21 protein-coding genes and 1 pseudogene are annotated in these 23,857 nt (G+C 35.9%); 5 read left to right on the forward strand and 17 right to left on the reverse strand.

The window, feature by feature from the left end; all coding sequences use genetic code 11:
- Window positions 1-14: 14 nt before the first annotated feature.
- Genes ftsZ through mraZ form a run of 13 tightly spaced genes read right to left on the reverse strand, consistent with a single transcriptional unit; the run spans window position 15 to window position 15,659 of the window.
- Window positions 15-2,060, reverse strand: coding sequence for a cell division protein FtsZ (gene ftsZ, locus F0460_RS13375; RefSeq protein WP_150014071.1), 2,046 nt, complete (start codon window positions 2,058-2,060; stop codon window positions 15-17).
- A 20-nt stretch (window positions 2,061-2,080) separates the two neighbouring features.
- Window positions 2,081-3,502, reverse strand: a complete 1,422-nt coding sequence (gene ftsA, locus F0460_RS13380; RefSeq protein WP_150014073.1) for a cell division protein FtsA — start codon at window positions 3,500-3,502, stop codon at window positions 2,081-2,083.
- 6 nt (window positions 3,503-3,508) lie between these two features.
- Window positions 3,509-4,234, reverse strand: coding sequence for a cell division protein FtsQ/DivIB (locus F0460_RS13385; RefSeq protein WP_150014075.1), 726 nt, complete (start codon window positions 4,232-4,234; stop codon window positions 3,509-3,511).
- A 4-nt stretch (window positions 4,235-4,238) separates the two neighbouring features.
- Entirely contained in the window at window positions 4,239-5,594 is a 1,356-nt protein-coding gene (gene murC / locus F0460_RS13390; RefSeq protein WP_150014077.1) for a UDP-N-acetylmuramate--L-alanine ligase, read from the reverse strand.
- A complete protein-coding gene (gene murG, locus F0460_RS13395) occupies window positions 5,594-6,688 on the reverse strand; it encodes an undecaprenyldiphospho-muramoylpentapeptide beta-N-acetylglucosaminyltransferase (protein WP_150014079.1) in 1,095 nt (364 codons plus the stop codon). The genes murC and murG overlap by 1 nt, the downstream gene beginning before the upstream one ends.
- A gap of 3 nt (window positions 6,689-6,691) precedes the next feature.
- Window positions 6,692-7,963 carry an FtsW/RodA/SpoVE family cell cycle protein gene (locus F0460_RS13400; protein WP_150014081.1) on the reverse strand — a complete coding sequence of 424 codons (1,272 nt, stop codon included), beginning with the start codon at window positions 7,961-7,963 and terminating at the stop codon, window positions 6,692-6,694.
- Between the two features lie 5 nt (window positions 7,964-7,968).
- Window positions 7,969-9,300, reverse strand: a complete 1,332-nt coding sequence (gene murD / locus F0460_RS13405; RefSeq protein ID WP_150014083.1) for a UDP-N-acetylmuramoyl-L-alanine--D-glutamate ligase — start codon at window positions 9,298-9,300, stop codon at window positions 7,969-7,971.
- Between the two features lies 1 nt (window position 9,301).
- A complete protein-coding gene (mraY, locus tag F0460_RS13410; RefSeq protein WP_150014085.1) occupies window positions 9,302-10,510 on the reverse strand; it encodes a phospho-N-acetylmuramoyl-pentapeptide-transferase in 1,209 nt (402 codons plus the stop codon).
- Window position 10,511: 1 nt separating this feature from the next.
- Window positions 10,512-11,975: a UDP-N-acetylmuramoyl-L-alanyl-D-glutamate--2,6-diaminopimelate ligase gene (locus F0460_RS13415; RefSeq protein ID WP_150014087.1), complete on the reverse strand. Its 1,464-nt coding sequence runs from the start codon at window positions 11,973-11,975 to the stop codon at window positions 10,512-10,514.
- Entirely contained in the window at window positions 11,972-13,966 is a 1,995-nt protein-coding gene (locus F0460_RS13420; protein ID WP_150014089.1) for a penicillin-binding protein, read from the reverse strand. Before F0460_RS13420 ends, F0460_RS13415 begins: the two co-directional genes overlap by 4 nt.
- The gene (locus F0460_RS13425; protein ID WP_150014091.1) at window positions 13,957-14,295 is read right to left on the reverse strand and encodes an FtsL-like putative cell division protein; all 339 of its coding nucleotides are present in this window, start codon (window positions 14,293-14,295) and stop codon (window positions 13,957-13,959) included. Before F0460_RS13425 ends, F0460_RS13420 begins: the two co-directional genes overlap by 10 nt.
- Before the next feature lies 1 nt (window position 14,296).
- Entirely contained in the window at window positions 14,297-15,208 is a 912-nt protein-coding gene (gene rsmH / locus F0460_RS13430) for a 16S rRNA (cytosine(1402)-N(4))-methyltransferase RsmH (RefSeq protein WP_150014093.1), read from the reverse strand.
- Window positions 15,198-15,659 carry a division/cell wall cluster transcriptional repressor MraZ gene (mraZ, locus tag F0460_RS13435; protein WP_150014095.1) on the reverse strand — a complete coding sequence of 154 codons (462 nt, stop codon included), beginning with the start codon at window positions 15,657-15,659 and terminating at the stop codon, window positions 15,198-15,200. Before mraZ ends, rsmH begins: the two co-directional genes overlap by 11 nt.
- Before the next feature lie 342 nt (window positions 15,660-16,001).
- Between mraZ and F0460_RS13440 the strand changes: the two genes are divergently transcribed.
- Window positions 16,002-16,769 carry an alpha/beta fold hydrolase gene (locus tag F0460_RS13440; RefSeq protein WP_150014097.1) on the forward strand — a complete coding sequence of 256 codons (768 nt, stop codon included), beginning with the start codon at window positions 16,002-16,004 and terminating at the stop codon, window positions 16,767-16,769.
- Between the two features lie 2 nt (window positions 16,770-16,771).
- Window positions 16,772-17,392 carry a ribosome biogenesis GTP-binding protein YihA/YsxC gene (yihA, locus tag F0460_RS13445; protein WP_150014099.1) on the forward strand — a complete coding sequence of 207 codons (621 nt, stop codon included), beginning with the start codon at window positions 16,772-16,774 and terminating at the stop codon, window positions 17,390-17,392.
- Between the two features lie 42 nt (window positions 17,393-17,434).
- Here yihA and F0460_RS13450 read toward each other — a convergent pair whose 3' ends face one another.
- The 3 genes from F0460_RS13450 to F0460_RS13460 form a co-directional block, all read right to left on the reverse strand.
- Window positions 17,435-17,824, reverse strand: a complete 390-nt coding sequence (locus F0460_RS13450) for a DUF1398 domain-containing protein (RefSeq protein WP_150014101.1) — start codon at window positions 17,822-17,824, stop codon at window positions 17,435-17,437.
- An 86-nt stretch (window positions 17,825-17,910) separates the two neighbouring features.
- Window positions 17,911-18,207 (reverse strand): thioredoxin family protein, encoded by a 297-nt coding sequence (locus F0460_RS13455; protein WP_150014103.1) that lies wholly within the window; start codon window positions 18,205-18,207, stop codon window positions 17,911-17,913.
- 55 nt (window positions 18,208-18,262) lie between these two features.
- A complete protein-coding gene (locus F0460_RS13460; RefSeq protein WP_150014106.1) occupies window positions 18,263-19,483 on the reverse strand; it encodes a metallophosphoesterase in 1,221 nt (406 codons plus the stop codon).
- 201 nt (window positions 19,484-19,684) lie between these two features.
- Here F0460_RS13460 and F0460_RS13465 point away from each other — a divergent pair, with 201 nt between their 5' ends.
- The 3 genes and pseudogenes from F0460_RS13465 to F0460_RS13475 all read left to right on the forward strand — a co-directional run.
- Entirely contained in the window at window positions 19,685-20,299 is a 615-nt protein-coding gene (locus tag F0460_RS13465; protein ID WP_150014108.1) for a hypothetical protein, read from the forward strand.
- 133 nt (window positions 20,300-20,432) lie between these two features.
- Complete coding sequence (gene polA, locus F0460_RS13470) at window positions 20,433-23,249, forward strand: DNA polymerase I (protein ID WP_150014109.1); 2,817 nt, start codon at window positions 20,433-20,435, stop codon at window positions 23,247-23,249.
- Window positions 23,250-23,405: 156 nt separating this feature from the next.
- Window positions 23,406-23,669, forward strand: a pseudogene (locus tag F0460_RS13475) (DUF805 domain-containing protein); the annotation flags it as partial.
- Window positions 23,670-23,733: 64 nt separating this feature from the next.
- Here F0460_RS13475 and F0460_RS16450 read toward each other — a convergent pair.
- Window positions 23,734-23,856 carry a T9SS type A sorting domain-containing protein gene (locus F0460_RS16450; protein ID WP_150014111.1) on the reverse strand — a complete coding sequence of 41 codons (123 nt, stop codon included), beginning with the start codon at window positions 23,854-23,856 and terminating at the stop codon, window positions 23,734-23,736.
- Between the last annotated feature and the right edge of the window lies 1 nt (window position 23,857).

Here is a 23,857-nt window from a genome sequence, read left to right on the forward strand (position 1 = left end):
TAAATCTAATTAAATTAGTCTACATTGTCGTGTAAAAACGAGTTGTTAGAACGCAATTGTAAATCGTTGTTGCGATCAGATGAAACCGATGTACGCGATACATTACTTGCGTTATTCTGTGTTAAATCAACACCCATTCGTTTGTAAGCCGGCTCTTTTTCCAAATCGTTGATCTGGTTGCTTGCTGTGTTAAACTTATGGTTAAACTCTTTCATTTTACGTTTGCGCTCTTCAGCTCTTTCACGTAAAATATCGTTTATAGAAGTTTCCATTGGCGAATTTTCATCAACAATCACACGTTGTGTTTGCTGAACAAATGTTGGTTCTTCTGTTCTAACGGTAAACGAAAATGATTCGTCTTCTTTAACAGGCTCTTCAACGGTTTGTTTTGAATTCATCAACTGATCTTCAACTTCCATATAATCGCTTAAATCGTATCGAATGATCTCATCAACTTTTTCGATCGGTTGATTTTGCTGTACTTGGTTTTGTTGAACATTGTTTTGCTGAACATTGTTTTGCTGAACATTGTTTTGCTGAATTTCAAACGAAAATTCATTTCCAACCGATTCAAATTCACTTTCTTGCTGCTGTAAATCAAACGTAAATTGTTCTGCCATAATATTTTGCGTTTCGGCAATAACTTGTTTTGGCTTAACAATTACAAATGTTGGTTCGTTTACAACAATATTGCGAATATCAACCGTTTTAACGATACTTTGCGGTGCTTCGATATGCTGATGAACGTTTTGCGGCTGATTTTCTGTTACAGAACTGGTGTTTTGAACAGGTTCAACTACATTTTGAACGATATTAGTAGGTTGAGTTTGAACTATTGTTTTTTTTTCAACCTCGTTATTTGGCTGGTTTCCCATATCATCGTCTAAATTATAAACGATTTTTGGAGCCGCCTGAAATCCCGAATTACTTTGCAACGGTTGCTCTGGCGTTGGCGCATTGGTAAACGCAGGCGCGTTGTTTGCTGATAAATCTGCAGTTGCTTTTTGCTCCTCGCCTAAATGATGAATAATTTTACTTTTATTCTCATCGTTTGCGTTTACAATCAACTTTTGTTGTTCTACATTAAAACCTGTAGCAATAATGGTAACCGAAATAGCATCACCTAAAGCTGGATCTTCACCAACACCCATAATGATGTTTGCGTTGTGACCTGCTTCCATTTGAATGTGATCGTTGATTTCACCTATTTCATCAATAGTGATTTCGTTTTCACCAGAAACAATCAACAATAATACGTTTTTAGCTCCGGTAATTTTATTGTCGTTCAATAAAGGTGAATCTAAAGCACTTACAATTGCTTCTTTTGCACGATTTTCACCAGTTGCTTCTGCCGATCCCATGATTGCTGTTCCCGAATTAGATAATACGGTTTTAGCATCTTTTAAATCGATATTCTGCGTGTAGTGGTGCGTAATTACTTCGGCGATACCGCGTGATGCTGTTGCCAAAACTTCGTCTGCTTTAGAGAAACCAGCTTTAAAACCAAGGTTTCCGTAAACCTCACGTAATTTATTGTTGTTGATTACAATTAACGAATCTACATTTTTACGAAGGTTTTCAACTCCGCGTAATGCTTGTTCCTGACGCACTTTTCCTTCAAACTGAAAAGGAATCGTAACAATACCAACAGTTAAAATATCACGGTCTTTAGCTAATTGCGCAATTACTGGCGCAGCACCTGTACCGGTACCACCACCCATACCGGCAGTTATAAAAACCATTTTCGTGTTAGAATCTAAAAACTGTTCAATTTCTTCGATACTTTCCAAAGCAGACTGTTGTCCAACTTCTGGATTTGCTCCTGCACCTAATCCTTCTGTTAAGGTTAAACCCAACTGAATTTTAATAGGCACCGGGCTGTTGCTCAATGCTTGCGCATCTGTATTACAAACCACAAAGTCAACGCCTTTAATGCCCTGATTGTACATGTGATTAATGGCATTACTACCACCACCACCAACTCCAATTACTTTAATTACATTCGATTTGTTTTTTGGCAAATCTGGAGAGAATGCTAAATTTTCAAATACCTGATCCATATGCTGCGGTGTTTTTCTTTTTACTCTGCTTTATCAATAAAATCTTTAAACTTCTTTATAAATTTTCCAAGGAAACGGTTTTCAATGTAAGCCGATGTTCCTTGTTCCACATCTATCTGCGACTCCTCGTTACTTTCGGTTTGATCGCTGTTTTGTTGCGGTTTATCGGTAATGGTATTCATTTGAATACCGCCTTTTTGTTCAATTGGTGTGCCGATAGGTTCTGCTTTTGGCTGGATTTTTACGCCAGGATGTTCTTGAATATACAAACGACTGCGCGAATTGTTAATATCGCTTTCCATCATTAATCCAACTGCTGTTGCAAATAACGGACGTGAAACCAATTTTGCCGATTCGCCCGAAATATGTTCGTTTGGATAACCAATACGTGTATCAATCCCCGTAATGTATTCAACCAACTGTTTTATGTGTTTTAGTTCTGATCCACCGCCGGTTAAAACAATTCCTGCAATTAATTTTTTGCGGGGATTATCGTATCCGTAAGCTTTAATTTCAGAAAAAACCATATCTATAATTTCTACAACACGTGCATGAATGATCTTTGAAAGGTTTTTTAATGAAATTTCTTTTGCTTCCTGACCGCGTAAACCTGGGATTGAAACAATTTCGTTATCCTTGTTTTCGCCTGGCCAAGCCGATCCAAAACGTATCTTTAATTGTTCTGCCTGTTTTTCAATGATCGAACAACCTTCTTTAATATCTTCTGTAATAACATTTCCACCGAAAGGAATTACGGCTGTGTGGCGAATAATTCCGTCTTTAAAAATGGCTAAATCTGTTGTTCCGCCACCAATATCAATCAATGCTACACCGGCTTCTTTTTCTTCCTGACTTAAAACGGCGTCTGACGATGCCAAAGGTTCTAATGTTAAACCCGATAATTCTAACCCTGAATCTTTTACGCAACGACCTGCATTACGGATAGAAGCCGACTGCCCAACAACTACATGGAAACTTGCTTCTAAACGGCGGCCGTACATACCAATTGGTTCTTTTATTCCGCCTTCTTCATCAACCTTAAATTCTTGTGGTAATACATGTATTATTTCTTCGCCCGGTAACATGTTTAATTTCTGTACCTGCGCTATTAACTTGTCAATATCAATTTCTGAAATCACTGTTTCAGGCTTATCGCGTGTAATGTATTCCTGGTGATGAATACTGCGGATGTGCTGCCCGGCAATTCCTAAAACTACGTCGTTGATTTTACAGCCCGACTCTGCCGATGCCTGCGCCACCGCATGTTGAATTGATTGTATAGTTTGCGTAATATTGTTAACCACACCACGTTTTACACCTAAACTTTTTGCGTTACCAATACCAAGAATTTCGAGCTTGCCATACTCGTTTCTTTTACCTACCATTGCAACAATTTTTGTTGTTCCAATATCTAATCCTACAGCAATGTTTTCTTTATTCATATCCTTTTATTTCGTGCAAACTACTTGCTCTGTAAATCTTAAATTAACGTTTTTGTAATAACCTATAAGGGTATCGTTTTTTGAATAATGTACAAAAGCCTTGTAATTGTCAAACTTTTTCTCTATTTCTTTTAAATGCCCAAATTCAACCATATAATTGTAATCGCGAACGGTGAAAATTAATGACTGATCGGGATTTATCTTGATACCCGTTATCGTTGTTTTTAAAAATTCGTCGTTACTTATCATATTCAACAAATCAGAAAAAACTTTTTTATTTTTTGGTTTCAATTCGCCATAAACCACCGGCACGTGTGCACTGAACTGGTTTGATAAAGGCATTTTATCACCGCTTTCATCAATATAAAACGATCCGGTGCCGTTCATTACCCTTGCCATTGCCTTTTTTTGGCTAACCTGGGCATGTAATTTTCCGTCTACATCAACAAACACTTCCGATTTTGCAATCATTGGATGTTTGTTCAGCTTGTCTTCGATCTTTTTTAAGTTCAGTTCGCTGTTTACAATTTTAGAATCGCGGGGAAAGGTTTGAATGATCGATTTTTCTACCATTTCCTGCGTAATAAAATGATTGTCAGAACTTAAAAGTTTTACATCAATTTGTTCAATATAACGTGCATTGTTTCGTTGGTTAGCAAAGGCAACCAAAGCAAACAGGGCGGCAATTACAAGCGCCAAAAATACATCGAACCAATTGATTTTTTTAATCATTTTGTCAATTATTTTTTTCTAATTCTGTTTTAATTTCATCTACCATTTCGCCTACATCGCCTGCGCCGATAATTAAAAGAACTTCGGGTGTATTTTCCGTTAAAAAAGATACTAATTCTTCTTTAGGCAACAAAATTTTCGACGCCGATTTTATCTTATTTATTAACACTTCAGAATTGATGTTTTCTATCGGCAACTCGCGTGCTGGGTAGATTTCAAGCAAAACTACATTGTTGAATGTTGATAAGCTTTCGGCAAATCCATCCATAAAATCTCTTGTTCTAGAGAATAAATGGGGTTGGAACACAGCTGTAATCTTCTTATTAGGGTACATTTCGTGTACTGCCTGGCTTACCGCTTTTATTTCTGTGGGATGATGTGCGTAATCGTCAATCATCACTAATTTTTCGGTATTAATCTTAAAAGAAAAACGACGACGGATTCCCTTAAAACTGTCTAATCCCGATTTAATTTCTTCATTGCTTAAACCATAAGTTTTAGCCATTGCAAATGCCAGTGAAGCGTTCAATACATTGTGTTCGCCGGGCATTAGTAATTTTATATCGATAATTTTTTCGCCTTTAAAATCTAAATCAAAAACACGTTTGCCGTTTTCGAATCGTAAATTGTAGGCATTGATAACAGCCGTTCCGTTTACTGAAACTTCTGTACCGTTGATGTTTTCAATTCCTTGTGCGATAAACAGTTTGTCTTTATCGCTTATTTTCGATGCAAATTCTGCAAACGATGATTTAATGGCATCGTTGGTTCCGTAAATATCCAAGTGATCGGCATCGTCTGAAATTACACAAGCAATATTCGGGTGCAGGTGTAAAAAAGATCGATCAAACTCATCGGCTTCCACAACCGTAGCATCTGTTCCGTTACCAATTAAATTAGTATCGTATCCTTCAACAACTCCGCCTAAAAATGCAGTAACCGAAGCGTTTGCAGCAATCAGAATATGCGCCAACATGCTAGATGTAGTTGTTTTACCGTGCGTACCCGCAACTGCCAGCGAAAAACTGTTTTTAGTAATAATGCCTAAAACTTCGGCACGTTTTTTTACTGAAAAACCATTATTCTGAAAATAATTAAGTTCGGTATGATGTTTTGGAACAGCCGGTGTATAAACCACCAAAGTATCTTCGGTATTTTGATAATCTGCTGTAATATTTTCTAAATCGTCGGTGTAATGAATGGCAATACCTTCGGCTTCTAACTCGTGCGTTAACTGCGTAGGCGTTTTGTCGTATCCGGCAACGTTTTTACCAATACGCTTAAAGTATCGGGCAATGGCACTCATGCCAATACCGCCGATTCCTATAAAGAATACATTATGTATGTCTTTTAAATTCATTACTTAACCAACTTAAAAATTTCGTTTACTATATCTTTTGTAGCATTTGGTAATGCTAATGTTTTAATGTTTTTTGACAATGCTTCTACAACCTGATCGTTTGTTAATAAGCGTAGCATTTGTTCTTGAAACTGACTGTCTAAATCGGCTTCTTTCAACAATACTGCTGCGTTTTTATCGGTAATGCTTTTGGCATTTTTTGTCTGATGATCTTCGGCAACGTTTGGCGACGGAATAAAAATTACCGGTTTGCCTACAATTGCCAATTCTGAAACAGATGATGCTCCGGCACGCGAAACAATAACATCGGCAGCTGCAAACAACAAATCCATTCGTTCTATAAAATCGTACACAAAAACGTCTTCGTTGTTGTGGTATTTCTTGTAATCGTTGATATAAAATTTACCACACTGCCAGATTACCTGAACGTTTTGCTCTTTAAAAAAAGGCAGTTCTTTTTTTACCAACTGATTTATTCTGCGAGCACCCAAACTTCCACCTAAAACAACAACTGTTTTTTTATCAGGATTTAATCCGTAAAATTCTTGTGCTTCGCTGCGTTTGGTATCAATCGTCAATAAATCCTGACGAACGGGATTTCCTGTTTTGATTATTTTGTTCGATTTAAAGTAAGCCGATAATCCGTCATAAGCCACACAAATTGCATTTGCTTTTGATGCCAGCATTTTATTTGTAATTCCCGGATACGAATTTTGTTCCTGTATAACCGTTGGAATATTCATTTGCTGCGCCACTTTTACAACCGCACCGCTTGCAAACCCTCCGGTTCCGATAACAACATCGGGTTTAAATTCTTTGATGATTTTGCGCGATTTCATTAAGCTTGATAAAAACTTAACCGGAAACAGTGCGTTATCAACCGTTATTTTTCTTTGAATACCAGAAATCCATAATCCTTTGATATCATAACCCGCAGCAGGAACTTTCTGCATTTCCATTTTATCTTGTGCGCCTACAAATAAAATTTCGGCGGCAGGAATCTGTGCCTTAATTTCGTCTGCAATAGCAATAGCCGGATAAATATGTCCGCCTGTACCGCCGCCGCTAATAATAAATCTTGGATTTGGTTTCATAATTTATTTGTTTAAAACTGCATAGATCGGATTATCGTCCGAATCGTTTTCATTCTTTAAATCGTCTTCTGCCTGTTGTTCTTCTAAAATCCGTTTAAATTCTTCCTGCTTTTTTTCCTGATTCGCCAATTGTTCTTTTACCTGTTCTTCTTTTCGGGAAATACTTAAAATGATCCCTAACGATACACACGTCATCCAGATTGATGTTCCACCCGAACTAACCAACGGCAAAGGCTGACCTGTTGTCGGAAAAATTTCTACGGCAACTCCCATATTGATGAATGCTTGAAAGACGATCGAAAAACCTAACCCGAAGGCGAGATATTTTCCGAACAAATTGGGCGCTTTGTTGCTCACTACTAAAAATCGGAAGAGTAATAATATATAAACGATTAATATGGATATTCCACCTAAAAAACCGAATTCTTCTACAATGATGGCATAAATAAAATCGGATGATGATTGCGGTAAAAAGTTCTTTTGAACACTTTTTCCAGGACCAACACCAAACATTTGTCCTTGTGCAATAGCAATTTTTGCATTTTCGATCTGATATCGATCTTCGTCTTTATCTTCAGAGCCAAATCGACTAAAACGCGCTTCCCAAGTTTTGTATCGAGAAGGAGCCATATCTGGAAATGCCTTAAACATACCAATTGCCAAAGCAACCATAATGGCACAACCGGTTATAATTTTGGTCATGTATTTGGTTGGATATTTACCTACAAACAACAGCAAACCAATGGTGAATAATATAATGGCGGCGGTTGATAAATTCGACGGTAATACTGGGCCAATAATGAATGCCGTTGGTACGCCTAACCATAATAACGACCAGCCAAAGGTGTATTTTTCATCGGCAAATCGCCATAGAAACCAAGAAATGTAGGCGATCAGGGCAATCCAACCTAATGATGATGGCTGAAAAGATATATTCAATAACGGAATTTTAATCCATCTGCTGGCATTTGCTCCACCAATCATCATTCCCTGCAATGCTGTGATAAAAAGCAGTAGCGAAACGGGAACCCATGCAATTGGCGCTAGGTATTTTAAACGATCGAACGGAATGCGGTGCACAAAAAAGATGATCACGATTCCAACAAAAATATGCCCGAAGTGTTTAAACAACAAACCTATAATAGAACCTGTTCCAACAACGTGCACCAAGTTGGTACTTGCGCTAAATACAGGCATGAACGAGAATAGGGCAAGTAGCACAACGTACGCCCATATAGCTTTATCGCCTTGAAATTGGGATAATAACTTTCTCATTTTGTTTATAATTTTTGTACTTCGTTTTTAAATTGTGTTCCGCGATCTTCGTAACTTGTAAATAAATCGAAGCTTGCACAAGCTGGCGAAAGTAAAACGGCATCACCTTCTTCTGATGCTTTTGAAGCCAGTTTTACAGCTTCTTCCATTGACGATGCTTCAACGATAATATCTACAATTGGCGAAAACGCGTTGATGATTTTTGTATTATCAATTCCCAAACAAATAATGGCTTTCACTTTTTCGTGAACAAACGTCATTAATTCATCGTAATCGTTTCCTTTGTCAACACCACCAACAATCCAAACTGTCGGTACATTCATACTTTCCAAAGCAAAATACGTTGCATTAACGTTGGTTGCCTTAGAATCGTTTATGTATTGTACTTTATTAATTTTAGCAACTTTTTCCAAACGATGCTCTGCATTTTGAAAATTAGATAAACTTTCGCGAATTGTTTGTTTGCGTACGCGCATCATTTGCGCAACTAATGTAGCAGCCATAGCATTTTTTACGTTGTGTTTACCTTCTATTGCAATTTCGGCTACAGGAACCGTAATTTTCTCGTTGTTTATCATTGCTATAATGTTGTTATCTTCTAAATAAGCGCCTTTATCAAACTTTTTTGTCAGTGAAAAAGGAACCAATTGTGCTTTTGTTTGGTTATTATTCAGCCAGTTGTTAATGGCTTCATCGTCTGCATCGTAAATCAAATAATCTTTTTCGGTTTGATTCATTGTGATACGAAATTTAGATGCAATGTAATTTTCGTATTTATATTCGTATCGATCTAAATGATCGGGACTGATGTTTGTAATAATGGCAATGTGCGGGTTGTAATCGATATTTCCGTCTAACTGAAAACTGCTTAATTCTAACACAAACAATTTTTCAGGATCTATCGCAACTTGTTTTGCATAACTTTCACCGATATTTCCCGCTAAACCAACATTCAACCCTTCTTGTTTTAACAAATGATAGGTTAGCATTGTGGTGGTGGTTTTGCCGTTGCTGCCCGTAATTGCGATTGATGTATTCTTTGCAAACTGATATACAAATTCAATTTCGGATATTACCTTGATGCCTTTCTCGTGCAACTTTTTTACGATGGGAGCTTTATCAGGAATTCCCGGACTTTTTACAACAACATCGGCATTTAAAATTTTACTTTCGGTGTGCTGCTGCTGTTCCCATTCGATCTTTTCATTATTCAATATTTGCTGATATTTTTCACTGATTGATCCAAAATCAGAAACAAATACTTCGTAACCTTTTTTCTTTCCTAAAAGTGCTGTTCCAAAACCGCTTTCGCCTGCACCTAAAATTACCAACCGCATGTTATCTTAATTTTAATGATACAACACAGAAAATTGCCAAAAAGATACCTACAATCCAAAAACGGGTTACAATTTTACTTTCGTGATAGCCTTTTTTCTGATAATGATGATGCAATGGTGACATTAATAAAATGCGTCTACCTTCGCCGTATTTTCGTTTGGTATATTTAAAATATGCTACTTGTACAACTACCGAAAGGTTTTCTGCTAGGAAAATTCCGCACAAAACAGGAATCAACATTTCTTTACGAACCGCAATTGCCAAAACGGCGATAACACCACCAATGGTTAAACTTCCGGTATCGCCCATGAAAACCTGTGCCGGAAAGGCATTGTACCAGAGAAAGCCGACGAGCGCACCTACAAAGGCGGCTATGAAAACCGTCATTTCACCGGAATTGGGTATGTACATAATGTTGAGGTAGTTTGCAAAAACAAAGTTACCCGACACAAATGCAAAAATTCCCAATGCCACAACGGTTATGGCGGATGTTCCTGCGGCGAGACCATCAATCCCATCGGTTAAATTGGCTCCGTTTGAAACTGCCGTTACAATAAAAATTACAATTGGTATAAAAATTAACCAGATGTAATTCTCGTATCCGTCGCCCATCCATGAAATCAACTGTCCGTAATTAAACTCGTTATCCTTAAAAAAAGGAATGGTTGTAGTAGTTGATTTAATATCGAACTTACTTGTTACGCCGGTTTCCAACAAAATACTTGGCGTATCGCGCACGGTAATATTCGGATGGAAATAGAAGATCGCTCCTACAATAACTCCCAAACCAATTTGTCCTACAACTTTGAATTTTCCTTTTAAACCTTCTTTATCTTTCTTAAAAACCTTGATGTAATCATCTAAAAAGCCAATAACACCCATCCATATTGTGGTTAAAATCAAAACCAGAACATAGATGTTTTCTAATCGTGCCAAAAGCAAAACCGGAATTAACGTTGCCATGATGATAATGATACCACCCATTGTTGGCGTTCCTGCTTTTTCGTTCTGACCTTCTAAACCTAACTCACGTACGGTTTCGCCAATTTGCTGTCTGCGCAAATAATTGATGATTTTTTTTCCGAATAGGGTTGATACCAATAAGGATAAAATAAACGCCATTCCCGAACGAAAGGTGATGAACTGGTACAGTGCCGATCCCGGAAAATCGAACATTGAGTCTAAATATTTTAATAAGTAGTATAGCATTTTACTTATTGAATTCGTTTAAAAAATTGATAACTTCCTCTAAATCGTTAAAGTGATGTTTCACACCTTTTATTTCCTGATAATCTTCGTGACCTTTGCCGGCAATTAAAATAATATCGCCTTCTTTAGCCATTTTACAGGCTGTTTTTATAGCTTGGTGACGGTCTTCTATTGTTAGATATTTGTTGGTATTCTGCGCTTCAACACCTGCTTCCATTTCCTTTAAAATTTCAAAAGGATCTTCGTTACGCGGATTGTCTGATGTAAGAATAACCGTATCGCTGTTTTCTGTTGCAATGCGTGCCATTACCGGGCGTTTTTCTTTATCGCGATTTCCGCCACAACCAACAACTGTAAACAATTGTTCGTTAAACGTGCGAATTTCGGCAATGGTTTTTAGTACGTTTTCCAACGCGTCTGGTGTATGTGCGTAATCTACAATTGCGGTGATTTTAGTTTTCGAAACGATAAACTGAAATCTGCCCGAAACACTTTGCAACGTACTTAAATGCACCAAAACTTCTTCTTTGGTTAAACCTAATTCTAAAGCTGTTGCGTAAATTGCTAATAGGTTTGATGCGTTAAACTTACCGATTAACTGCACCCAAACTTCTTGATTATTGATGTTTAACAGCATTCCGTTAAACTGACTTTCAATGATTTTTCCGTTTACATCGGCAACATTTTGTATGCTGTACATTGTTTTCTTTGCATCACAGTTTTGCAACATGAACGCTCCGTTTTTATCATCGGCATTGCTAATGGCGAAAGCTGTTTTTGGAAGTGAATCAAAAAACGATTTTTTTACATTGCGATATTCTGCGAATGTTTTGTGATAGTCTAAATGATCGTGTGAAAGATTCGTGAAAATCCCGCCTTTAAATACTAATGCATCGATACGTTTTTGAGCAATTCCGTGCGAACTAACTTCCATAAAACAATAACTACAACCTGCCTGAACCATTTGGTTTAAGTAATTGTTTATTGTAATGGAATCGGGTGTGGTATGCGTTGCCGGAAAAGCATCGTTACCAATTAATATTTTTACGGTTGATAACAAACCAACTTTATAACCTGCTTTTGTAAATAACTGATGCAATAAGGTAGCAATAGTGGTTTTTCCGTTTGTACCGGTTACGCCAACCAAAGACAATTTTTCTGACGGATTATCATAAAAATTAGCTGCGATAAACGCTAATGCTTCATTGGTATCGGCAACTTTAACGTAGGTAACATCATCTGAAAAAACTGCTGGATCGTCTTCATAAATTATTGCAGTTGCACCGTTTTCAATAGCTTTTTCAATGTAATCGTGTCCGTTAGAAATAGTTCCTTTCTGTGCGATAAATACACAGTTTGGAGTAATCTTTCTTGAATCAAAGACAATATCAGAGATGTCTAAACTGGTAGAACCCCTAACAGCATCTATCGATACTTTATATAATATGTCTTTTAATTTTTTCAACTTAATTCTAATGTAATTATTTGTTGTTTTGTAATTCTTTCTCCGTTTGCTACCGATTGTTTGGTTACTTTTCCAAAGCCTACAATCTGTACTTTTAAACCTAAATTTTCTAGTATGGCTACTGCGTCCATTGCCGGTAATCCAACAACATTAGGCATTGCAGAACCCGACTGCTTTACGTTTGCGTAATATTTTTTATAACTTTTTACTGCCGCTTGTGACGGAGTTTCTATGTTTTTGATTTCTTTTAACGAAGGCACATCGGTAAAAATCTTTTGTGCGATACGTTTAAAAACCGGTCCGGCAACATCGCCACCATAATAACTGTGTTTTGTTGGTCGATGGATCACTACGATACAGGAATACTTTGGATTATCGGCAGGGAAATATCCTACAAAAGACGATGCGTAATACATTCCGCCACGGTTTCCGTAATTCATTTGCGCTGTTCCTGTTTTTCCAGCCATTGAAAAATCGTGCGAAAGCAAACCTTTTCCAGTTCCTCTTAAAACCACGTTTTTCATGATTGCCTGCATTTCCTTAACCACTTTTGGTTTTACAATCTGCGGGTTGATCACTTCTTTATCAAAAGTTCTGATCACCTGATTTACATCTCGAATTTCCTTTACAAATTGTGGTTTTACCATTTCTCCGTTATTTGCAACTGCGTTGTAAAGTGTAAGCGTTTGCATTGGCGTTACCAGAATTCCGTAGCCGTAAGCCATCCATGGTAAGGCAATTTTACTCCAGTTTCTATCGCCCGGAACAGGAATGTACGATTTTGGTTCGCCTTTAAGATCCAATCCTAAAGTAGCGTTAAAACCAAAATCTTTCATTTTATCTGTAAAATCTTTTGGATTGTCTTTATAAGCCTGATTTACTGCTTGCGTAACAACGGTATTCGATGAAACTTCAAATGCACGACCTAAAGAAATCTTTCCGTAACCACGTCGGTTAGAATCACGAACCTGTCTGCCAGAAAAAGTTACAACTCCACCATGCGTATCATAAATAGTAGCTGTATCGGCTTTGCCATCATCTAACAAAGCTAAATACGATGCCAGTTTAAAGGTAGAACCCGGATCATGGCGTTCTAAAACAGCATAATTTACTGTTTCGCGGTACGATCCGTCATCAATCTTTCCAAGGTTCGATATTGCTTTAATCTGCCCAGTATTTGTTTCCATCACAATCACTGTTCCGTGATCGGCTTCATAGTATTCCAAAGAACTTAACAAGGCGTGGTGCGCAATATCCTGAACATACACATCTATGGTTGTGGTAATGTCGTAACCATCTTTTGGATCAATCTCATTTTCATCGTGAATTGGTTTCCAAAGGTTTTTAGACATTTTCTGTACCTTACGCTTACCTTCTTTACCTGTTAAATAATCGGTAAAAGCAGCTTCTATACCTTTTCTTGTAATTGTTTTATCGTCATTTAAACGTTCGTAACCTATGGTTCTGTTGGCGATCATTCCCATTGGGTATTCGCGTACATGCACCTGGTTTACAATCATTCCGCCTTTGTACTTGCCCAGATTAAACAGCGGAAACGATTTTAGTTTCATGTACTGCGTGTAACTTAATTTGGTGGCAATATGTACGTAGCGCTTTTTGTTTGAACGTGCTTTGCGGAAATAAGATTCATATTCGCCTGCCGATTTTTTTGGAATGAACTTGGCTAAAGAATCGGAAAAACCGCGTATATTTTGTTCGAAATGTTCGTTTGATGGTGAATAAGGATCGAAATAAACCGTGTATTTTGGAATGGATGTTGCCAGTAAACTGCCGTCTGCCGAATAGATGTTTCCGCGGTTTGCCGGAATAATCTCGTCTTTTATCGTTAAACTGTCGGCTTTACTGCGCCATTGTTCGCCCTCTTTAAACTGAATGATGCTCATTTTTAAAAAAATGGCAATACCAATGGCAAGCATTCCAAAGAAAACAAAGTAAATTCTGTTATTTTCTGTTTTCTTCGCTAATCCCATATCTCATACCACTTTTTTTCTTTCTCTATAACAACTTTTACTTTTTTTGGTGGAACCGATGACGGTAAGATTTGGTAAAATTCCATTTCTTTAGAAACATTCGATTCCATTCTCAACTGCATTAATTCTGATCTTTTATCAACAAATTCTGATCGAAGCTCTTTAACCTGTTCGGTTAAATCTTTTGCCTTCATCATTTTTTGCTCGTAAAAGTGGTTGTTTGCAATCAAGACCAACGTCCAGAAAACAATGTATATAATAAAAAGCCAATTTTTCAACGATTGCCCTTCAACCAAAAATTTTGCTTTTATTATATTGTTTAATCCCATTCTATTTTTTTTCTGCTATTCTTAATTTGGCACTGCGTGCACGGTTATTCTCTTTAATTTCTTCATCAGTTGGAACGATCAGTTTTCCTATGGTTTCAAAAGGAACTTCAAATCTTCCGAAAAAATCGCGTTCAGGTTCGCCTTCAAACATTCCGTTTTTAATAAAGCGTTTTACCAATCTGTCTTCTAAAGAATGATAAGATATTACGCTTAATCGCCCGCCTGGTTTTAGTATTTCTAACGATTGTTCCAAGAATTCTCTTAAAGCATCCATTTCCTGATTTACTTCAATACGAATTGCCTGATAAATCTGCGCTAAAATTTTATTGCTCTTGTGAGCCGGTAAAAAACGCGAGAATATTTTTTTTAACTGTTCTGAATTTTTTATTGGTTCTTCTTTTCGTGCGGTTATAATTGCTGCAGCCAAACCGCGTGCATTGTTTAGTTCGCCGTAAGAAAAAAACATTTTGCTTAATGCGGCTTCGTCATAATCGTTGATTACTTCGTAGGCAGAAAGACTGCTGTTTTGGTTCATACGCATATCTAATTCTGCATCAAAACGAGTTGAAAACCCGCGTTCAGCAACATCGAACTGATGTGATGATACACCGAAATCGCCTAAAATACCATCGACCTGCTTAATTCCGTAAACACGTAAAAATCGTTTTATGAAACGAAAATTTTCATTGATTAATGTAAAACGGTCATCGTCTATTGCATTTTCTAACGCATCGGTATCCTGATCAAAAGCAAACAATTTTCCGTTAGGTCCCAAATGACGCATAATTTCTTTTGAATGTCCGCCGCCGCCAAAAGTAACATCAACATAAATTCCATCGGGCTTTATGTTTAAACCGTTAACCGTTTCTTTTAAAAGTACGGGGTTGTGATATTCGTATTCGTTATGCTCCATAATTATTTATTGATCCCATCACTTCTTCGGCTAAATCGCCAAAGTCAATTTCTTCATCGTTTACAATTTGTTCGTATAAATCTTTATTCCAGATTTCAATCAGGTTAATTTTCGATGAAAACACCACGTCTTTAGAAATATTAGCGAATTCAACCAAATCTTTACTTATTTGCAAACGTCCGGCGTCATCTATATCAACTATCTTTACACCCGCCATAAACTTGCGAATAAAGGTGTCTGCCTTGCGGTTAAAACGGTTTAGTTCGTTTAATTTTTCTAACATTTTGTTCCATTCGTTCATTGGCCAAAGTTCTACGCATTTCTCATAAACAGAGCGCTTTAGTATAAAACCATCGCCAACAGAAATCAGTTGTTTTTTTAATGCAGCAGGTATCAACACCCTTCCTTTGGTGTCAATTTTACATTCGTATGTACCTACTATTGGTTGCATTAAATTTCTACATTAGATTAATTACAAAACAAAAGTAATTAAAATTTTACCACTTCCTACCACTTTTTACCACTTTGTTGATAAGTTTTTGATTACGCGTTGTGTTTTTGTAAGTGATTGATTATAAGGATTAAAATAATTTTTAAAGATTTTTAGGCAAGCTTAAAAAATATATAAGTATCTTTCAAAATAAATGTAGATTTACCACGTAAAAATGCAAAACATTTAAATAACTAAAAGGGTTAGGTTGGGTAGTTTAAATATCAATTAGTAATTAAACTACTTTAACTTTACACGATTTTTTATTAATATCGTATATTTGTACGAATTGAAATCGCATATATGGAGCGAAACATAAAAGAAGAAGGAAAGTTTAGATACGTTGAAATTGGTGAAGGTACACCAATTATTATTTTACACGGTTTAATGGGCGGCTTAAGTAATTTTGATGGAGTATCAGATTATTTTCCTAAAAAAGGATATAAAGTTGTACTACCAGAATTGCCTATTTATACTTTAAATATACTAAAGACCAACATAAAAGCTTTTGCGAAATTTGTACACGATTTTGTAAAACATAAAAAATACGAGAAAATTATTCTACTTGGAAATTCATTGGGCGGGCATATTGCGTTGTATTACACCAAGATGCACCCGGAATCTGTTGAAGCCTTAATAATTACCGGAAGTTCTGGTTTGTACGAAAGTGCAATGGGCGATTCTTATCCGCGTCGTGGCGATTACGAGTTTATAAAAAAGAAGGCTGAGGATGTTTTTTACGATCCGGCGGTTGCTACCAAAGAAATTGTCGATGATGTTTTTACAACGGTTAACGACCGTATTAAGTTGATTAAAACATTAACAATTGCAAAAAGCGCCATTCGTCACAACATGGCGAAAGATCTGCCGAAAATGCATACACCAACCTGCATTATCTGGGGGAAGAACGATATTGTAACACCACCCGATGTTGCCGAAGAATTTCACGAACTTTTACCAGATTCGGATCTTTTTTGGATCGATAAATGCGGGCATGCTGCAATGATGGAAAAACCAAACGAGTTTAATGAAATTTTAGACCAGTGGTTTGAAAAACGAAATATAAAGTAATTATGAAGATTAATACTGCTGAATTTATCATAAGTAATTCGGATGTAAAGAAATGTCCAACCGAACCTATTCCTGAATATGCTTTTATAGGAAGATCGAATGTTGGAAAATCTTCACTGATTAATATGCTTACCAACAATAAAAATCTGGCAAAAACATCGAGTCGTCCGGGAAAAACACAGTTAATAAATCATTTTAAGATCAACAACAACTGGTTTTTGGTCGATTTACCTGGATACGGTTACGCAAAGGTTTCAAAATCAACAAAAGCGATCTTTCAGAAATTCATAACCGAATATTTCGAGAAACGTGAACAATTGGTAAGTGCTTTTGTTTTGGTTGATATTCGTCACGAAGCACAAAAAATAGATTTGGAGTTTATCAACTATTTAGGCGAAAGCGGCGTTCCGTTTGGAATTATCTTTACAAAAGCCGACAAAATAAGTAAAGGATCGATCCAAAAACATACGGCAGCTTACACAAAAGCATTACACGCAAATGGTTGGGAAGAAGTGCCACCATTTTTTGTAACATCTTCTGAAAGTGAATTTGGTAAAGATGAAGTTTTAAACTACATTGATCAGATAAATCAGGATATATTTAAAAACAACAATTTTGTATAGAAAAAGAGTTCCAAATTTAAACTCTTTTTTTGCTTTATAATCTTAACTCGGAATTTGCTCTGTTAAAACCAAATCTCCTTTTTTGTCATAATAAGTACAGGTTAATGCATCTAAATCAACGATCCATTTTTCAACTCCTGTTTCTGCGCAGTGTTTGCAAAAAGTAAAATAATCAGTTTCGCCTTGCTGATGAATCTTTAACAAACGAGCAAACTCCTCTTTATTTAAATTGTCTGAAATAGTCAGATCATCGTATTTTGGGTTTGATTGTACCGAAAAATCATTACTTCCTAAATAATTGGTATGACTGTCTTTTACCCAGGTTTCAAAACCGGTTACGCCCATTTTTTTAATTTCCTGAATGTATTTAGGAAAATCGGCACCCGATTTTACTTTTGCGTGTGCTTCTTGAATTTCTTTTACTGTAAACATTTTCTAGATTTTTATGCTGTAAAACTACAAATAAAAAAACATCTCGTAAATTGAGATGTTTGCTTTTTATAAATTATTTATGTTTTTTAATTAAACGCTTTTGCAATCATTACCAACGAATTTTTATCGGTAATACCAGACTGTCGCCAAACCATTGCACCGTTTTTGTAAACCATTAATGTTGGTTCGCTTTTTATGCGCAGGGCTTCAACCAGTTCCGGATTTTTTATGGTATCAATATTAATTATGGTCAGTTTTTCGCCCATTTCTACTGCTACCTCTTCTATAATTTGTTGCATTTGCTCGCATTCGGGATTATGTTCAGCAGTAAACTGAATTAAAACCGGAATGTTTGAGTTTATTAAATCACCAAATTTTGACATATCACTCTTTTTTCTATCAATACAAAATTATAATTTTTCGGTAATTAACCTTTTATTATTTGCTTTTTTTTAGTTCTAAAACGGTAATTTCAGGCCAAATGCCAACTCTTCCAGAATATGCGTGAAATCCAAAACCGCGGTTTACGTAAATATATTGGTGACCTTTGTTGTATAAACCGCCCCATTCAGGATAAATATATTCTGCCGGACTCCATTCTAAAACACTCGGAATATCAAAACCAAACTGCATACCATGTGTATGACCCGATAAGGTAAGTTGGTATTTCTGCTGATGATTTACGATTTCAGCATCCCAATGAGACGGATCGTGTGTCATTACAATTTTAAAGGCATCGGTAGGAACATTTTCTGACGTTTTCTTTAAATCGCCTGCTTTTTTAAAGTTTAATCCCCAGTTTTCTACACCTAACAAATAAATAGAATCGTTGTTGCTTTTTAAAACCACATTTTCATTTAAAAGCAGCTTAAAACCACTTTTCTCGATATTGTTTTTAATTGCGACAAAATTTGCTTCTTTAGCAGCTTCGGTATCCCACTTCACGTATTCGCCATAATCGTGATTTCCTAAAACAGCAAATTTACCATATTTTGGTGTTTTGATCTTTTGCAATGCTGCAATCCACGGGTCGGCTTCGGTTGCCAATGTATTTACAAAATCACCAGTAAAAAGTAAGATATCGTATTCTTGAGCATTAATCATTTCAATACCTTTTTCAATGGCTTCTTTATTATCCCAACTTCCCACGTGCAAATCGGATATCTGCAGAACTTTCAATCCGTCAAAATCAGCAGGTAAATCTTTAAAAGCAATGGTTTCTTCTCGCACTTTAAAATTGTATTTCCCTACAAAAACGCCGTAAATTATAGAAAGTGTAAGTAAACCAGCGGCTGTTAATACAATTTTGGTCAACAAACTGCTGCGCGAATTTGTAATAATTTTTTTATAGATAAATTTATTGCTTGTCCATCGCGTAAATCGGAACATATCTTCAAAAAACAGCGGAATACTTATAAGTATTTTTGGTAACAGAAAAAGCAGCAGCAATGCCATAACGTGCATACTTTCTGCGGTTTGTCCTTTAGATTGATCGCTGCCTTTAAAATATAAAAACAAGCTGGCAATTATGGTAACCAGTAAAAGCAGGTACGCAAAAACAACCGATCTTTTTTTAGTGAATTTATAAATAAGGTGGCAGGTGTAAACTTCGCCAAGTATTATGAAAAGTAGAATAACGTATATAAATTTTTGAATCATTCTGTTTTAGTTTGAATCAAAAGTACACCAATTTGATTTTTTATCGAATACCGTTTTTAATACTTTAACAGTTTGATTTAAATAGCTATTATTAGTTAAGCTTTTTTTAATGATTTATAGTATTATTCAATCTCTAATAGTTCATTTTAATTTAAAACAAGTGGTTTGTTTATATTTACGATAAAAAATAAAATTCTTAAGATGAAAAAAATATATTTAATGTTCATTATGTGCTTTGTTTCTAATTTCTTGCTTGCACAAGAATATGATGGAACCATGTATTTTAAAGATGGAACTTCAAAAATTGGAAAAATTGAAATTCCTAAAAGAATGACTGCAAAAAATATTGTTTTTAACGGAAATGAGGTTGCAAGTGAACAAATTTTACGAATGAATGTTTTTATAAATAGTGTTCCATTCACCTTTGTTTATTGTAACTATGGTAAATACAAATTTAAAAAATATAAAGAGTTTGATGAACACTTTTGGTATTTAAAAGTAGATGATATTCAAGGTCATCGTCTTGAATATTTTGTAACTGCTACAAAATTTAAAATTTCTAAAGAAGGTAAATTGGTAATGGAAGCAGTAGGTGATCCACCAATGATTATGCACATGATAAAAAAGATAGAAGATGATACAATGATTTTAGTAATGGAAGATTATGGTGATGCTATAACTATTGGAATTGGTAGAAATAAGGTGCTTAGAAATATGATTGACGACTATCTTGTTGATTGTGATTTACTTAAAAATGCTAATGTAAAGGAACTTTCGGTTGTTGATGTTGTCAATATTTATAATAATTGTAATTAAATCTCAAATATTTAAATAAAATAAATCTAAAAATTATTGTTTTTAGTTCTTTGTTGTGCTTTGTTTCAACAGAGAACTAAAAACGTACAACTCATAACTTTTTTGTACTTTTGATGCTCTTGAAACAGTTAGTATGAACAACCAGAAACGTTTATTTCTTTTAGACGCCTACGCGCTTATTTTTCGTGGGTATTATGCTTTTATAAAAAATCCCCGCATCAACTCAAAAGGGTTAGATACATCGGCGGTTATGGGTTTTATGAACTCGTTAATGGATGTTATAAAACGTGAACGCCCCGATTATTTGGCAGTTGCTTTTGATAAAGACGGAAGTCAGGCGCGATGCGAAATTTTCCCAGAATACAAGGCAAATCGCGATGAAACTCCTGAAGCTATTAAAATTTCGATACCTTATATCAAAGAGATTTTAACCGCAATGCACATTCCGATTATCGAAGTTCCGGGAATTGAAGCCGACGATTTAATTGGAACTTTATCTAAAAAAGCAGAAAAAGAAGGTTTTCAGGTTTTTATGGTAACACCCGATAAAGATTACGCACAGCTGGTTTCCGAAAATATTTTTATGTACCGCCCGGCACGTATGGGCAACGGTATAGAAATTTGGGGAGTTAAAGAAGTACAGGAAAAATTCGAAGTGCAAGATCCTTTGCAAGTCATCGATTTCTTGGGAATGATGGGCGATGCTGTTGATAATATCCCGGGATTACCAGGCGTTGGCGAGAAAACAGCGAAGAAACTGTTGGCAGAATTCGGTTCAATGGAAAACCTGTTGGAAAATACCGATAAGCTAAAAGGAAAAATGCGCGAAAAGATCGAAGCTAATAAAGAAATCGGGCTGCTTTCAAAAGAATTGGCACGCATCTTTTTAGATTGTCCTGTCGAATTTGAAGAAGAATTTTTCAGATTAGATAAACCCGATGTAGAAAAAACCGAAGCGATTTTTCAAGGACTGGAATTCCGCAGAATGAAAGAGCAATTCGATAAAATTTTTGCAGACGAAGTTGTAATGACGCAGCCAACACCAATTGGCAAACAGCCTGTGAAAAGCATCGATCAGTTTTCGCTTTTTGAAACAGGCGATACCGAAATTAAAATTACCGACGAAGGTTACTACAAAACTTTATCAAATACCGATCATTTTTATCAGCTGGTTCAAGGAAAATTTGCTGTACAGTTATTTGTAAAAACGTTGTTGGAACAAACCGAAGTTTGCTTTGATACCGAAACAACCAGTATTGATGCTAATTTGGCAGAATTGGTTGGTATGTCGTTTTCGTACGCAAAAGGTTCGGCATATTATATTCCGTTCCCTGAAAATCAAGGCGAAGCACAGGAATTGATCGAACTATTCCGTCCGTTTTTAGAGAATGATCAAATTATAAAAATCGGTCAGAATTTAAAATACGATATTAAAGTCCTTAAAAATTACAACGTAGAAGTTAAAGGCTTTTTGTTCGATACTATGATTGCACATTATTTGATAAACCCTGATATGCGTCATAATATGGATGTTTTGGCAGAAACTTATTTACAGTATCAGCCAAAATCGATCGAAGAATTAATCGGTAAAAAAGGTAAAGGTCAAAGATCTATGCGTGATGTTTCGGTAGAAGATGTAAAGGAATATGCGGGTGAAGATGCCGATGTTACGTATCAGTTGAAAGAAACGTTTGCTCCGAAGTTAGATCAAAGCAAAACAAGGGAATTGTTTGATAAAATCGAAAGCCCGTTGGTTTCTGTTTTAGCCGAAATGGAATCAGAAGGAATTCGTTTAGATGTCGATTATTTAAAAAAACTTTCAGTAGAATTATCAGCAGAAGCACAGAATCTTCAAGCAAAAATATTTGAAACTGCCGAAGAAGAATTCAATCTGGCATCGCCAAAACAGTTGGGTATCATCCTTTTTGAAAAACTAAAAATTGGTTCGGGCAAAATAAAGAAAACCAAAACCGGTCAATATGCAACGGGCGAGGAAGTTTTGAGCGATTTGGCAAAAGACAACGAAATTGTTCGCGATATTTTAGAATGGCGCCAAATTGTTAAACTGCAAAACACTTATGTTGATGCGTTGCCAAATCAAATAAATCCTAAAACGGGTCGCGTGCATACCGATTATATGCAGGCGGTTGCGGCTACGGGAAGGTTAAGTTCTAACAATCCGAATTTGCAGAATATCCCAATTCGTACAGAACGCGGACAAAAAGTTCGTAGAGCATTTATTGCCAGAGATGAAAACCATGTGTTGGTTTCTGCCGATTATTCACAGATTGAATTGCGAATCATTGCAGCTTTAAGTGAAGAGCCAAACATGATTGAATCGTTTAAAAAGCAAGAAGATATTCATAAATCTACAGCTGCAAAAGTTTTTAATGTAGCGTTAGAAGAGGTTACGCGTGAACAGCGTAGCAATGCTAAAACGGTAAACTTCGGAATTATTTACGGTGTTTCGGCTTTTGGTTTAAGTCAGCAAACAAGTTTAAATCGTGCTGAAAGTAAAGAATTGATCGATGCTTATTATGCAACCTATCCAAAATTACGCGAATACATTAACACGCAAATTGAATTTGCTCGTGAATACGGATATGTGCAGACTGTTTCGGGTCGTCGCAGGTATTTAAAAGATATCAACTCGCAAAATGCCGTGGTTCGTGGCGGTGCAGAACGTAATGCGGTAAATGCGCCTATACAGGGATCAGCTGCCGATATCATTAAAATTGCCATGATCAATATTCATAACCGATTGATAAAAGAGAATTTAGAAACCAAAATGTTATTGCAAGTACATGATGAATTGGTTTTTGATGTTCCTAAAAATGAATTAGAAAAAGTAAAACCTATTATTACACAAGAAATGGAAAGCGCTTTTAAATTAGCAGTTCCGTTAGAAGTTGAAATAGGCGAGGGAATCAATTGGTTAGATGCGCATTAACATGCTATTTTGATATTTTAGCTAAAGATATTTTTTTTAAATTTTGTTAAAATTGTTATGTTTGATAAAATTTAAAAAAATATCATGAACTATTACTTAAAAGTTTTACAAAATTATGCCGTTTTTAACGGTAGGGCAAGATGATCTGAATATTGGTGGTTCTTTTTAATTAATGTTGCTATTTCTTATGGATTTCAAATTTTAGCAGCAATAACAGAAGTTAGTGCATTTAGTATGATTGGTGGAGTGTATTCACTTGTTGTATTGCTACCTGGAATTGGTGTTGCTATTAGAAGAATGTACCATGTTGGTAAAAGCGAATGGTTTATGTTGAGACCAATTTATAACCTGATTTTAGCTTTCACAGAAGGCGATAAAGTACCAAACGAATATGGTGAAGACCTAAAAACAAATATGTAATATTTTTACTTAAACAAAAAAGCCGTTCATTACGAACGGCTTTTACTTTTATTATTGAAGAGAATTATTTTTTCACAATTTTCACAAATTGGCTGTTTTCTTTAGTTTTAATATTCAGCATATAAGTTCCTGCACTTAAGTTGCTAAAATCTAACTGAACAGTTTGATTGTCAAAATCGCGTTTGATA

It is taken from the genome of Paenimyroides baculatum (assembly GCF_008629655.1).
GTDB lineage: Bacteria > Bacteroidota > Bacteroidia > Flavobacteriales > Flavobacteriaceae > Flavobacterium > Flavobacterium baculatum.